A 13,612-nucleotide genomic window follows, 5' to 3' on the forward strand; every position below is an offset into this window, starting at 1 on the left:
GCGAACGGCATAGTCAGATTGTAGGCCGACGGGTGATTGCTTTCCAGCGTCTCAATCATCCAGCATTTATGAGTTCACGACCTAGTGCGCCAGGGAAGGCACTCCTTCTATACGTTGACGATGCCGTCAAATGTTTTGGCGCGTACTTGCGTTGTTAGCTCCAGAAAAGAGGACCCGAAGCACGGTTTTCAGCGTGTACTGGATGAGAAGCGAGCTTTAGAGATTGCCAATTATATCGACACTGGTATGGGAACGATACCAAACTCAATCGTCTTATCTGCGCAGCCCGCAGCAAACCTAAAGGTTATCGGCAGAGGTAAAACCCTTGAGTTTTCGGATACGCCCGGAGCATTTCTAATCTTGGACGGTCAACACCGCGTCTATGGTTTTTCTAAAGCCTCAACCCAATTGCGAGTACCTGTAGTCGTCTACAATGGTTTGTCACGACGGGACGAATCTCGTTTGTTTATTGACATAAACACTAAGCAGCGCCCAGTTCCCGCCCAGCTTTTGCTGGACATAAAGCAGCTCGCAGACATTGAAGATGAAAGCGAAGGTATTCTTCGCGAGGTTTTCGATTCTTTCAATTCAGATATGAGAAGCTCTCTTGCTGGCATGATGGCGCCGTACGAAAGTGCCAAGAATAAAATAACCAGGGTGACGTTTAATTCGGCGGTGAAGCCGCTTCTTGAGATTTTCTCCGGAAGGGATATTTCAGATATTTATGATATATTGAATAATTATTTGAGCGCCGTCAGAAGGTGCGTTGACCCGAAGTGGGATTCACAGGTGGTGGCCAAACCCGTTGTGTTCAGAGCTTTGATGGGGCTATTCCCTTCTATAGCGCAGAGGGTACTAGACAGGTTCAGTGGCGACTACTCGGAGGCGAATTTTTTCGAGATCGTAAGCGGTATTTTTGCCGGCATGCCAAAGAATAAGTTGGATGTACCCGGAACGAGTTGGGTGGCTTTGAGAGATTATTTTGAAAAGAGACTGCGCAGCAAGCTTACGCTATAGCCATGGGGCTCTCGTCAGCCATAGTTAGGAGATCATTGCCGCGCATCGGAGAGTACGTCGCTCGAGCCGATGGTATTCGATCGTGGATTGAAGGTGGAAGTTTTTATATAGATGACCAGAGCACCGATTCTCGCATACTTTTGAAGAATATAACTATTACAGAGATTCTTCCCTATTTTATGTTTGATTATGAAAGATTCGCGTTGTCGTGTTGGGAGAGTTTTTCGGTATATAAGGAGGAATCGAATTCTCACAACCTGCTCGCATGGCCTTTTCTCAAACTATATTACTCTGCATTCTTTGGTGCTCACGCAGCTATGCGAGTGGTGGGGGAGGGAGTCATTCGTATAGAGCAGGGACAAGCAAAGCGCCTCTCTGAGCTCGTCTCTATATATATGGCGCCCGGATTCCCCGTCGGGACGGGGACTTATCACGTCAGAACAATTCAGAATCCAGATTTAACAATCAATGTTATTTTACAGAAACTTTCAGACACTGGTGGCGCCCATGATGGTTTCTGGAGGGTATTTTCTGGATTTTTGCAAGAAATAGAGATCGAATCTATTCGAGGTAGATATGTTGACGCCGCAATAATTGTATCCAAGATTGAAGATATTACTAAGATCACCAAGGCCCACGGCGGAGCTGCAGGAAACTGGCTTTCGACAATTCGGAATCGTATCAATTACAGTCACGACTTCGGGGTCTGGTTTCCAATTAAAGGGTCTCATGCATCCTTGGACGACCTTAGGGGCATCGTGTTCAGAAGCCTTGACGGAATTCGACTAGATATAAATCCGGGCAAGGAACCGCTAAGGGCATTTGCCGCCGTTAGCCAAGTACTGGCATCGCTGAGCTTCGAAATTGCAGAGCAGATCGCAACGCAGTCGGATGCGGCCACTCGGTTCGGAAGCAAGTGGAAACGACTGCGCCGTGAGTTGCGCGACGGCGAACCAGCTAGACCAAGTTAGAGGCGACCGTTGCGGCGCTGCCCCTCATCTGCCTGCCGGCATCTCTCCCCGTTGAACGGGGAGAAGAAAGCTAGACTAATCACTTCAGGCAAAATACTCCTGCAGCGGCCTGACCTCGAGGCTCCCCGCCCGCAGCGCGGCAATCGCCTCGGCCACCGCAGCCGCCCCCGAGAGCGTGGTGTAATACGGCACCTTCTGCATCAGCGTCGCCCTGCGCAGTGACTTCGAGTCCGACACCGCTTTCTGGCCGTCCGTGGTGTTGAAGACGATCTGCACCTGGCGGTTGCGGATGGCGTCCTCGATGTGCGGGCGGCCTTCCAGTACCTTGTTTATTTTCTCGGCGGCGACGCCGTTTTCGGCGAGGAAGCGCGCGGTGCCTGAGGTGGCCAGCACTTTAAAACCCTGGCCGGCAAGGCGCTTGACCGCCGGCAGAATGCCCTTCTTGTCCTCGTCGCGCACCGAGACGAACAGCGTGCCCGCGCGGGGGAGATCAACACCCGCCCCTAACTGGCTTTTGGCGAAGGCCAGCGCAAAGTCGCGGTCGAGGCCCATGACCTCGCCGGTCGAGCGCATTTCCGGGCCGAGCAATATGTCGACGCCGGGGAAGCGGGCGAAGGGGAACACCGCTTCCTTGACCGCGATGTGGCCGGGATTGCGTGGGTCGGGCATGGCGCCGTAATGGGCGAAGGCGTCTTCCAGGCTCTCGCCGGCCATGATGCGGGCGGCGATTTTCGCGATCGGCCGGCCGATGGTCTTGGCGACGAAAGGCACGGTGCGCGACGCGCGCGGATTGACTTCCAGCACATAGACGGTGCCGTCCTTGATCGCATATTGCACGTTCATCAGCCCGCCGACATTGAGCGCGCGGGCAAGCGCCGCCGTCTGGCGCTCCAACTCGTCGACGAGCTCCGAGGGCAGCGAGTGCACCGGCAGCGAGCAGGCGCTGTCGCCCGAATGGATGCCGGCCTCCTCGATGTGTTCAAGGATGCCGGAGACGAAGGTCGACTTGCCGTCGCACAGGCAGTCGACATCGACCTCGATGGCGCCACTGAGATAAGTGTCGAACAGCAGCGGGTTCTTGCCGAGCAGCGTGTTGATCTGGCCTGTTTTGTCGTTGGGATATTTCTGCTTGATGTCCTCCGGCACCAGGCCGGGCACGGTGTCGAGCAGATAGGTCTGCAGCATGCTTTCGTCGTGGATGATCTGCATGGCGCGGCCGCCCAGCACATAGGACGGGCGCACCACCAACGGGAAGCCGAGCTCGCCGGCGACGAGGCGGGCCTGCTCGACCGAATAGGCGATGCCGTTCTTCGGCTGGCTGAGGCCGAGCTTGTGCAGGAGCTTCTGGAAGCGGTCGCGGTCCTCGGCCAGATCGATCATGTCGGGCGAGGTGCCGAGGATCGGGATGCCGGCCTTCTCCAAGGCGTCGGCGAGCTTCAGCGGCGTCTGGCCGCCGAACTGCACGATGACGCCGACCAGCTCGCCCGATGCCTGTTCGGCACGCAGGATCTCCAGCACATCCTCGGCCGTCAGCGGCTCGAAATAGAGCCGGTCCGAGGTGTCGTAGTCGGTCGACACGGTCTCCGGGTTGCAGTTGACCATGATCGCCTCGAAGCCGGCATCGCGCAGCGCAAAGGCGGCGTGGCAGCAACAATAGTCGAACTCAATGCCCTGGCCGATGCGGTTTGGGCCGCCGCCGAGGATGACGACCTTTTTCCGCGCTGACACCTGCGCCTCGTTGGCCAGTGCGCCGGCGAAGGGCACTTCATAGGTCGAGTACATGTAAGCGGTGGGCGAGGCGAACTCGGCGGCACAGGTGTCGATGCGTTTATAAACTGGATGAACGTCGAGCTTTTCGCGAATCTTTTGAATCTCTTCCACGTCTTTCCTGACCAGGGACGCGAGGCGGGCATCCGAAAAACCCATCGCCTTCAGCATGCGCAGATTGACGGCGTCCTCGGGGATGCCATGCTCGCGGATGCGGTCTTCCATGGCCAGGATGCCGGCGATCTGTTCGAGGAACCACGGGTCGATCTTGCACATGGCGTGCACGTCTTCGAGCGAGGTGCCCATGCGGATCGCCTGCGCCACCATGCGCAGCCGATCGGGCGTCGGCGTGCCCAGCGCGGCGCGAATGGCGTTGCGATCGTCCGTGTGGCTGGCCGCGCCGTGCGCGATGCCAGGGATCTCGATCTCGTCCAGACCCGTCAGGCCGGTTTCCAGTCCACGCAACGCCTTCTGCAGCGATTCCTGGAAAGTGCGGCCGATGGCCATGACTTCGCCGACCGACTTCATCGCCGTGGTCAGCACCGGCTCGGCGCCGGGGAATTTCTCGAAGGCGAAGCGCGGGATCTTTGTCACGACATAGTCGATGCTCGGCTCGAACGAGGCCGGCGTCGCGCCGCCCGTGATGTCGTTCTCCAGCTCGTCCAGCGTGTAGCCGACGGCGAGTTTGGCGGCGATCTTGGCGATGGGGAAGCCGGTCGCCTTGGAGGCCAGCGCAGACGAGCGCGAGACACGCGGGTTCATCTCGATCACCACCAGGCGCCCGTCGGCCGGGTTGACGGCGAACTGCACGTTGGAGCCGCCGGTCTCGACGCCGATCTCGCGCAGCACCGCGATCGAGGCGTTGCGCATCATCTGGTATTCTTTGTCGGTCAGCGTCAGGGCAGGGGCAACGGTGATCGAATCGCCGGTATGCACGCCCATCGGGTCGATGTTCTCGATCGAGCAGACGATGATGCAGTTGTCGGCCTTGTCGCGGACAACCTCCATCTCATACTCCTTCCAGCCGAGCACGCTCTCCTCGATCAGCACTTCGGTGGTCGGCGAGGCGTCGAGGCCGGACTGGACGATCTCGTAGAATTCGGCGCGGTTGTAGGCGATGCCGCCGCCGGTGCCGCCCATGGTGAAGGATGGGCGGATGATGGCGGGCAGACCGACATGGTCGAGCGCTTGTGCCGCGATCGCCATGCCATGGCTGATGTAGCGCTGCTTGCGGTCGCCCTCGCCGAGGTTCCAGCGCGTTTCCAGCGCATCGAGCGCGGCGTCGAGGTTTTCAGGCTTCTCAGCCTTCAACGCGGCGCGCTCGGCCTCGTGCGTCTTGCGGTCGGCGTTCTTGACGTCGGTAGCGTTGGCCAGCATCGACTTCGGCGTTTCCAGCCCGATCTTCTTCATCGCCTCGCGAAACAGCGCGCGGTCCTCGGCCTTGTCTATTGCGGTCGCGTCGGCGCCGATCATCTCGACATTGTAGCGTTCGAGCACGCCCATGCGGCGCAGCGACAGAGCGGTGTTGAGCGCGGTCTGGCCGCCCATGGTCGGCAGCAGCGCGTCGGGCCGCTCCTTGGCGATGATCTTGGCCACCACTTCGGGCGTGATCGGCTCGATATAGGTGGCGCCGGCCAGCTCCGGGTCGGTCATGATGGTGGCCGGGTTGGAATTGACCAGGATGACGCGAAAACCCTCTTCCTTCAGCGCCTTGCAGGCCTGGGTGCCGGAATAGTCGAACTCGCAGGCCTGGCCGATGACGATGGGGCCGGCCCCGATGATCAGGATCGACTTGATGTCGGTACGTCTTGGCATATCGAGTGTCCGTTCGGCAGGCGGCTTGCACGAAAAACCGGACGGGAAGACCCGGCCGGTTGTGCTCGCGATTCTGGTATCAGGCTAGGAGGGCCTTATAGGGAAGAGTTTTGCCCGATGTAACCCCCTAAAATGCGGGTTTATGCGCGGCTTGCTCCAACCGAGCAAACAAGCGCCTCATTCCTTCGCGCCCCCCTCTGTCCTGCCGGACATCTCCCCCACACGGGGGGAGATCAGCCTTCATCTTTGATTTCGCCAACAGCCAACCTCGAAAAAGAGGCGCTGTCGGCGAAACAGCCAATCTCCCCCCTCGTGGGGGAGATGTCCGGCAGGACAGAGGGGGGCGCTGTCCCTCCAGCGTTTCGAATCTGCCTAGCCTCCCAACGCCAAAGCGTCGGTGATCTCGAAGCGTTCGGAAACGCCGACACGGATCAGGTTCAGGCTGCCCTCGCGGGTGTAGCGGAATTCACCTGATGCATTCGAGCCGGCAGGCCGGCCGGCGGCGAAGCTGATGACGCGCGTGCCGCCGTCGGGCCAGGTCACAGTGACATTGGCCTTGCCGTCGGCCAGGCGCTCGACATTGGCTCCGCAACTGGTCATCGGCTGGCCGACATAGCGCGCGCAGGGGATTTTGCTGGTGGCGCCAGCAGCCGGCGGCCCTGGCGGCTGCAGCCGTGCAACAGCTTGTGCATCGGCCGGAGGCGCCGCATTGACGGCGCGACTCTGGGCGGGCTCCGCCGCCGGCGCCTGCATCTCCCCACTTGAAGGGTTTCCGCTGGCCGCGACCGCCAGGGCGTCCTCGATGGCGGCCCTGCCGATTGCCTCAGCCGCCGTCACGGCGGTTTCGGGTTCGGTTGCACTCAGGCGTGCCGTCAGGTCGGGAAGCGGCTGATCTGCAGTTTCCGGGATGGGGGCCTCGGTTGCAGGGCTTTCGCCGGTCGTTTCGGTATCCTCATCCGCAACGGCCGCCGGATTCTCGGGGTTCAGGTAGCGCGCGGGCGCCCATCCGGTCAGTTGCGGGTTGTCAATCTCTGCAACCTTGCACCACCGGTAGCCATTGACGTCGTTGCAACCGAGATTGTTCACGCTCGTACCGTTCGGCAGCCGCGCCTTGATCTTGCCCATCGCCGATGCCGTGGCGCGGACGTTCAGGAGATCGCCTGGAGCGAGGTCGGTCACGATGGAAACGAAAGGCGCCTCCTCGGCCCTGGCCGGCAGCAGCGCCGTTAGCAGGAGAGGAGCGGCAATCAGAGCGTACAGCGTCGGTCGGAGCGTAACTGTGCGCCTCATCATTTTGGCCGTGGGCGATAGATGCGTTACCGAGGGCGCGGCCAGGCACCGAAACGCCACCGCATTCCAGGTCGATTTTATAAGGGACGACATGGCGCTATGTAAGCCCGAAAATGCGGCTGCTGCGTGAAGGCGTTCCGCGTTCAGCCTGGCATGAGCTCGTGCCTCGCTCAGCCTGGGGTATGAACTCGTTCCTCGTTCAACCCGGCATAAATCCGGTGCGTAGCGCGTGGACCCATTCCGGCCGTCCCGCCTGTTCGGCCTGTCGCGCTGCTGCCTCATGGTCATAGTCGACGGCGATGGCCTCGAAGCGGTCGGGGCGGCCCGGCTCGCCCAGCTCGACGATGCCGTAGCGAGCATGCGGAGAGCCTTGCTCGGAGACATGCGCCGGCGGGGTCGAATCGTCATAGGCGGGGCAGCCGATGCTGCCCGGATTGAAGACGACCGGGCCGTCGGGGATACGGATCAGTTCGCTGCGGTGGCTATGGCCGCACAGCACGATGCGGCAAGCCGGATCGAGCGCGGCCAGCCGTCGCTTGATGGCGGCCAGCGGTGCGCGCACCAGCTGGCCATCGGCTACCGTATCGGTCAGATACTTTTCGTCGTGGTCAGGCCGGGCATGGAAGGCGGTTATTCCCGGCGCGATCTCCAGCGTGAGGGGCAAGGCGAACAGCGCCTCGCGCTGCGCCGCCGTCAGCCGCTCCTGCGCGTAGCGGTCGGACGGCCACATCTGGTCGTCGGCCGGATCGACGGCGACGCGGCGGTCGTGATTGCCGCGCACCGTCGGCAGGGCGAGCGCTTCAAGCCGCTCCATGGTTTCGCGCGGCCAGAGCGGGCCGGAGACGCAATCACCAAGATTGACGATGAGATCGGCGCCGCCGCGCTGCCTGAGATCGGCGAGCACGGCGTCCAGGGCGAGGACGTTGCCGTGGATGTCGGCGAGGACGGCTATGCGCAATGGGAGGCTCCGTAAGTTGAGGCAGCGTTTCCTCTCCCGCAAAGCGGGGGAGAGGAACCCAATTCAGGCAGGCATTTCAACCTCGTGGCCGCCGACCGCGGGCAGCGCGGTATCGTCGACGGCAGCGGCAATGACGCTGTCGAGCAGGCCCGGAAAGCGGGCATCGAGATCGTCGCGGCGCAGTGTGATCAGCCGGCTGGTGCCGACCACCTCGGCGCGGGTGACGCCGGCCTCGCGCAATTTGGCCAGGTGATAGCTGAGATTGGTCTTCGAGCCGAGATCGAGGAATTGGCTGCAGTTCAGCGGCACGCCTTCCTTGCTGGCGAGATAGCGCACGATGGCCAGCCGCGTGGGATCGCCAAGCACGGCAAGCACGTTCGGCAGGCTGATCTGGTCGGCGGTGGGATGAGGCAGGGTCATGCCAAGGAATTAAGCGCAATCGGGGCTGATTTCAACGCATCTCCTCCTCTGGCGAGTGCACATAGTTTCTACATTCATGCCCTATCCTGACACCGGGTTGTCAGCAGGGGTCAGCTATTTTCGCGAGGCTTCATTGACACCATGCCCCATGATGTACAATTGTTCAATAAGTTTTGAACTAAGGATTTGTTGTCATGGACAAGCGCCTCATCTGGCTTGCGCTCGGGTCGTTCACGATCGCGACCGAAGGCTTCGTCATTTCAAGCCTGTTGCCCGACATCGCAGCCGACGCCGCCATCTCGGTTCCACTCGCCGGCACGCTGATCACCGCCTTCGCGCTCGCCTACGCGCTCGGCACGCCGATCCTGGCGACGCTCACCGGCGAATGGGACCGGCGGCGCGTCATCTTGTGGACGCTGGTGTTTTTCGTGCTGGGCAATCTGGCGGCGGCGCTGAGTTCGTCGTTCGAATTGCTGCTGATCGCGCGCATCGTCATGGCGCTGTCGTCCGGCCTGTTCGCGGCAACGGCGCAGGGGACGGCCGTGGCGCTTGTCGATGATCATCACCGCGCCCGCGCCATTGCCGTCGTCGTCGGCGGCACCACGGTGGCGGTGGCGGTCGGTGCGCCGCTCGGTGCGCTTGTTGCGACCGTTGCCGGCTGGCGCGGCACGTTCTTTGCCATCGCCGGGCTCGGCGCACTGGCCGGCGCGATCCTGTGGTACCGGTTGCCGCGCGGCATCGTCGGCACCAAGCTGCCGCTCAGGCAGCGGCTGGCCGCAGCCCTTCGCCCCGGCGTGCCATCGATCCTGCTGACCACGCTGCTGGCGCTCACTGGCGCCTTCACGGTCTTTGCCTTTGTCGCGCCGCTGGCTATCGAAGGCGGGGGGTTGAGCCCGATTGCGCTGCCCGGCATGCTGCTCGCCTTCGGTGTCGGCGCCGTCATCGGCAACATTGCCGGCGGGCAGGCTGCCGATCGCTTCGGCGCGACGCGCACCGTCAGCTGGTCGCTGGCGCTGAGTGCGGTGATGCTGGTCATGCTTTCGGTCATCCCGACATTCCTGCCGCACAGCATCGCCGGGCCGGCGCTGATGGCGATGATGGTGCCGTGGGGCATCGTCGGCTGGGCGTTCCCGCCGGCGCAGGCGAGCCGCATCATCAGGCTGGCGCCCGACGCGGCGCCCATCGTGCTGTCGCTCAACGGGTCGGCGCTTTATCTCGGCGTGGCGCTGGGCGCCGTCGTCGGCGGCGCGGTGCTGCGCTATGGCGCGCCGGCCGATCTCGGCCTGGTCGCGGCAGTGTTCCCGATCCTCGGGCTTGGCGTCATGCTGGCCGGCCACCGGGCCGCCCGGGCGGTGGCCATGCCGGCCGAATAAAGTTTTGGCTACCGCCGACCGTCCGAGACCTCAGGGCGCTGCCGGCGGTATACCGAAATCCAGCGCGGCGATGTCATCCAGCGCCGCGCGCAGCATTGCCGCCTGCTCCTTGCCGACCATGTCCTCAAAACGCTGCTGGGCGACGCGCCACAGCTTCATGGCCTCATCGAGCTTGATCAGGCCCTGCGGCGTCAGCCGCACGCGCTTGATACGGCGGTCATTCGGATCAGTGAAGGTTTCGACATAACCGTCGCGGATCAGCGGCTTAAGCGTATGGCCGAGTGCCGACAGGTCCATGACGAGGGCCCCGGCAATCGCGCCCATGGCCGGCTCGTCCCCGATATGGATTTGGTAGAGCAGGCCCTGCTGGGTTGCCTTCAGACCCGACGGGGCGACCACATCGTCATAGAACTGACCAAGCTTGCGCGTCGCGCGGCGCAGCACGGCGTTGTTGCAAAGGGTCAGGCCCGGAAGGGGGTCTTTCGACATGATAGGTTCTCGGCGACGGCGACATGAGGCCCGTTCGCTGCCTCACAAATAATCCCCGCGTCAATCATTGACAAGATAGTGGCATATACCTACTTCGCAAACAGTGGCATATGCCACTAAGTAAATCGCACGGCTTTACCGGCAAGGCGAGGCCGTCGCCCACCGTGCCTCCAGCCGGTTCGAAGCGAAGCAGATCAACCGAAAAAAGGAACAGGACAATGAGTGGACAGAACAACAAGGGCACGGCGGTTGTCACCGGCGCCTCGTCGGGCATCGGCGCGGTTTATGCAGACCGGCTGGCGGGGCAGGGCTATGATCTGGTGCTGGTGGCCCGGCGTGCCGATCGGCTCGAGGAACTGGCCGGCAAGCTGCGCGCCGAATACGGCCGCAAGGTTGGCGTGATCAGCGCCGATCTCGCCGACGACGGCGATTTGCGTCGTGTCGAACAGGTGATATCGGCCGACGACAGCGTAACGCTGCTGGTCAACAATGCCGGCCTTGGGGGCGCGCAGGTCGTGGCAACGGCCGACGCCGATGTGGCGGAGCGAATGATCAAGGTCAATGTCATCGCCTTGACACGCTTGACGCGCGCGGTGCTGCCGGGACTGCTGTCGCGCAACCGTGGCGCTATCGTCAACATCGCTTCGGTGCTGGCGTTCAACACCTCGTTCGGCGGCATCTACAGCGGCACCAAGGCCTATGTCGTCAATTTTACCGAGGCCTTGCAGCGCGAAGTCTCCGGCACCGGGGTGAAGGCGCAGGTGGTGCTGCCAGGGGCCACGCGAACCGAATTCTGGGAACTTGCGGGCAGCGATATCGATAGCCTCCCGAAGGAGATCATCATGACGGCCGACGATCTGGTGGATGCAGCACTTGTCGGCCTTGCCAGCGGAGAAGCCGTCACTGCACCAGCGCTTGCCGATGCGGCCAAGTTGGACATCTTCCTTGGCGCTCGGCAAGCCTTCTACGGCAGCTTGCATGCTGACAAACCGGCGGCACGCTACGCGGCTTGAGGGTCGAGGTGGGATTGGCGCCCTCGCAGAACTTGGGTTCCTCGCCGCACGTTGGTGGGACGAGGAACTCAGGCGTCTAGAGCGGTTCAGCTTTTGATAGAATCGCTGACCCGCTCTAAGTGTTTGTTTTTACGCAATTCCGAACGGAAAACCGCTACGCACTTTTCCTGGAATTGCTCTAGGCTGGCCGCCACATCGGAATGATCGAGGCGGCGAGCAGCAGGCCGAGCGTGATGTTGAGCACTCGCCACTGCCGTTCGGTTCTGAGCAACCGGGCGAGCAGCGCGCCGGCCACGCACCACGCCGACAGCGACAGTGCGGCTGCCAGGCCGAAGACCGCCCCGAGCAGCAGGGCAAGCTGCAGCGGCCCGTTGGCGAGTGCGGCAAACGATGCCGCAGCGCCCAGCCCCATGGCCCAGCCCTTGGGGTTCATCCATTGCAGGCCGGCACCACCGAAAAAGCTGTTCGGCTTTGCCATGGTCACGTCCAGATTGGGTGGGCCGCTGCGGCCGATCTTGAAGGCGAGCCAGATCAGATAGAGCGATCCGGCGATCTTCATCGCCAGTTGCAAGGACGGAGCCGCCGCCAACAGGCCGGCGAGCCCGGCCGCACCTGCCGCGGCCACGGTGGCCAGGCCGGCCGCACTGCCGGCCATCAGCGGAACCGAGCGGCGAAAGCCGAACTGCGCCCCCGACGCTGTCGACAAGGTCGTGGCCATGCCGGGCGTGGAGGTCGAGACCAGCGCAAACAGGACGAGCGGAAAGATGGCCTCAAACATGCTGTTTCCTCTGTTGGGAATCCGGCATGCTAAGCATTGTCATGCATCAGTAAATGCAATGTTTGCCATGGTTAGCATTAGAGAATATAATGCCAACCATGATCCGCAATCTCGACACGGCCCTGGTCCGGACCTTCGTCACCGTCGCCGACAAGGCCAGCATGACGGCGGCGGCGAACGCGCTGCATCTGACGCAGGGCGCCGTCAGCCAGCAGATCAAGCGGCTTGAGGAGGTCCTCGGCTGCAGCCTGTTCGAGCGCGACCGGCGCGGATTGCGGCTGACCCGTTCCGGCGAACGGCTGTTCGGCAAGGGCAAGCGCCTGCTTTCGCTCAATGACGAGATCTGGGCCGAGATGGCGACCAGCGCGGTTGCCGGCGAGGTGCGGCTCGGCGTGCCGTATGATCTGGTCGGCACCATGCTTGCGCCGGTGCTGAAGACCTATGCCGAAACCTATCCGCAGGTCGAGATTTCGCTGGTCTGCGCTTCGTCGCCGGAGCTTGCGGCCGCCCTGGCGGCTGGCACGATGGACCTTGCCGTGATCGAGGAACCGGTCGGTCCGTCCGCCGGCGAGTGTCTTGCCGTCGACCGGCTGGTCTGGGTCGGCGCCAGAGGCGGCATAGCGCGCCGCAAGCGGCCTTTGCCGGTTTCGATGGTGGCGGACACCTGCGCCTTCCGCCCGGCGGTGCTGGCGGCGCTCAACGAGCATCGGCTGGAATGGCGGACCGTGTTCGAGAACGGCAACCTCGACGCGACGACGGCGACGGTGCGTTCGGACCTGGCCGTCACGACCTGGCTGGCCTCTACCGTGCCTGGCGATCTCGACATTCTGTCCGCCGATCCGGAGCTGCCGGCCTTGCCGAATTTCTCGATCAATTTGCATCTGCCGAAGCATGGTGCCGGTCCCGCCGCGCGGGAGTTTGCCGCGTGCATCCGCGATGGGCTGGCGCGGCGGCAACAGGCGGCGTGATCGGCCTTCGCCGCCAACCGCCGGCGGCGCAGAACTTGGGCACCTCGCCCCCACATTCGTGGGGCGAGGAACCCAGGTCCCGTGCTACTTCCAATTCTTGCGCCTCTCGATCTCGGCTTCGGACGGCTGTTCCTGGGCGAAGGACCCGGTCTTGATCTCACCGCCACGTTCATAGCGCGCCATGATGACGCCGGTGCTCGAAGCCAGCGACTTGGTGAGCTGGAAGGCCGCCGGCAGTGCGTCATTGCCGAACAGCCGCTTGCCCTTGCCCAGCACCAACGGGAAGATCAGCAGAGTGATCTCGTCGATCAGGCCGTTGGCGAGCAGGGTCTGGATCAACTCGCTCGATCCCTGGATAAGCAGGTCCGGGCCAGCTTCCTGCTTGAGCTGGCGCAGCGTGGCTACGACATCGTCGCCAAGCGATTGGCTGTTCTGCCAGGTCAGCGAGTCCGGCCTGTGCGTCGCCACATATTTGGTGGTGGCGTTGAAACTGTCGGCGATCAGGCCGCTTTGCTGATACGGCCAATAGGCGGCGAAGATGTCATAGGTCCTGCGGCCGAGAAGCAGCGCGAAAGGTTTCGAGAACGTCTCGTCCATCGCGGCGCCCATCACTTCGTCCCAGTAATGAAACGTCCAGCCACCGAATTCGAAGCCGCCGACCGGGTCTTCCTCCGGCCCGCCAGGCGCCTGCATGACGCCGTCGAGGCTGACGAATGTCGAGGCGGTGATCTTTCTCATTGGATGTTCTCCTTT

Annotated in this window: 12 protein-coding genes; 5 read left to right on the forward strand and 7 right to left on the reverse strand. The window is 62.4% G+C overall.

Annotated elements, in window-relative coordinates:
• Positions 1-84 precede the first annotated feature (84 nt).
• Together NKH73_RS09920 and NKH73_RS09925 are read left to right on the forward strand one after the other, a co-directional pair.
• Positions 85-1,017 carry a DGQHR domain-containing protein gene (locus NKH73_RS09920; RefSeq protein WP_352930782.1) on the forward strand — a complete coding sequence of 311 codons (933 nt, stop codon included), beginning with the start codon at positions 85-87 and terminating at the stop codon, positions 1,015-1,017.
• Positions 1,018-1,052: 35 nt separating this feature from the next.
• On the forward strand, positions 1,053-1,988 hold the full coding sequence (locus NKH73_RS09925; RefSeq protein ID WP_352930783.1) for a hypothetical protein: 936 nt from the start codon (positions 1,053-1,055) through the stop codon (positions 1,986-1,988).
• Positions 1,989-2,072: 84 nt separating this feature from the next.
• Here NKH73_RS09925 and carB read toward each other — a convergent pair whose 3' ends face one another.
• The 4 genes from carB to NKH73_RS09945 form a co-directional block, all read right to left on the reverse strand.
• On the reverse strand, positions 2,073-5,570 hold the full coding sequence (gene carB, locus NKH73_RS09930; RefSeq protein WP_352930784.1) for a carbamoyl-phosphate synthase large subunit: 3,498 nt from the start codon (positions 5,568-5,570) through the stop codon (positions 2,073-2,075).
• 372 nt (positions 5,571-5,942) lie between these two features.
• Positions 5,943-6,863 carry an SH3 domain-containing protein gene (locus tag NKH73_RS09935; protein WP_352930785.1) on the reverse strand — a complete coding sequence of 307 codons (921 nt, stop codon included), beginning with the start codon at positions 6,861-6,863 and terminating at the stop codon, positions 5,943-5,945.
• Between the two features lie 196 nt (positions 6,864-7,059).
• Positions 7,060-7,818: a metallophosphoesterase family protein gene (locus NKH73_RS09940; RefSeq protein ID WP_352930787.1), complete on the reverse strand. Its 759-nt coding sequence runs from the start codon at positions 7,816-7,818 to the stop codon at positions 7,060-7,062.
• Between the two features lie 63 nt (positions 7,819-7,881).
• Complete coding sequence (locus NKH73_RS09945) at positions 7,882-8,238, reverse strand: ArsR/SmtB family transcription factor (protein WP_352930789.1); 357 nt, start codon at positions 8,236-8,238, stop codon at positions 7,882-7,884.
• 194 nt (positions 8,239-8,432) lie between these two features.
• Between NKH73_RS09945 and NKH73_RS09950 the strand changes: the two genes are divergently transcribed.
• Positions 8,433-9,611 carry an MFS transporter gene (locus NKH73_RS09950; RefSeq protein ID WP_352930791.1) on the forward strand — a complete coding sequence of 393 codons (1,179 nt, stop codon included), beginning with the start codon at positions 8,433-8,435 and terminating at the stop codon, positions 9,609-9,611.
• Between the two features lie 30 nt (positions 9,612-9,641).
• On the opposite strand, the gene NKH73_RS09955 is transcribed toward NKH73_RS09950, so the two are convergent.
• On the reverse strand, positions 9,642-10,100 hold the full coding sequence (locus NKH73_RS09955; protein WP_352930792.1) for a MarR family winged helix-turn-helix transcriptional regulator: 459 nt from the start codon (positions 10,098-10,100) through the stop codon (positions 9,642-9,644).
• Positions 10,101-10,318: 218 nt separating this feature from the next.
• Here NKH73_RS09955 and NKH73_RS09960 point away from each other — a divergent pair, with 218 nt between their 5' ends.
• Positions 10,319-11,113 carry an SDR family NAD(P)-dependent oxidoreductase gene (locus tag NKH73_RS09960; protein WP_352930794.1) on the forward strand — a complete coding sequence of 265 codons (795 nt, stop codon included), beginning with the start codon at positions 10,319-10,321 and terminating at the stop codon, positions 11,111-11,113.
• 178 nt (positions 11,114-11,291) lie between these two features.
• Here the strand turns inward: NKH73_RS09960 and NKH73_RS09965 are convergent, their stop codons facing one another.
• Positions 11,292-11,891, reverse strand: a complete 600-nt coding sequence (locus tag NKH73_RS09965) for a LysE family translocator (protein WP_352930796.1) — start codon at positions 11,889-11,891, stop codon at positions 11,292-11,294.
• 98 nt (positions 11,892-11,989) lie between these two features.
• Here NKH73_RS09965 and NKH73_RS09970 point away from each other — a divergent pair, with 98 nt between their 5' ends.
• Positions 11,990-12,859, forward strand: coding sequence for a LysR family transcriptional regulator (locus NKH73_RS09970; RefSeq protein ID WP_352931513.1), 870 nt, complete (start codon positions 11,990-11,992; stop codon positions 12,857-12,859).
• Between the two features lie 84 nt (positions 12,860-12,943).
• Here NKH73_RS09970 and NKH73_RS09975 read toward each other — a convergent pair whose 3' ends face one another.
• Positions 12,944-13,597, reverse strand: a complete 654-nt coding sequence (locus tag NKH73_RS09975) for a dihydrofolate reductase family protein (RefSeq protein WP_352930798.1) — start codon at positions 13,595-13,597, stop codon at positions 12,944-12,946.
• Positions 13,598-13,612: the final 15 nt, after the last annotated feature.

The organism is Mesorhizobium sp. M0938 (assembly GCF_040319125.1).
GTDB classification, from domain to species: domain Bacteria; phylum Pseudomonadota; class Alphaproteobacteria; order Rhizobiales; family Rhizobiaceae; genus Mesorhizobium; species Mesorhizobium robiniae.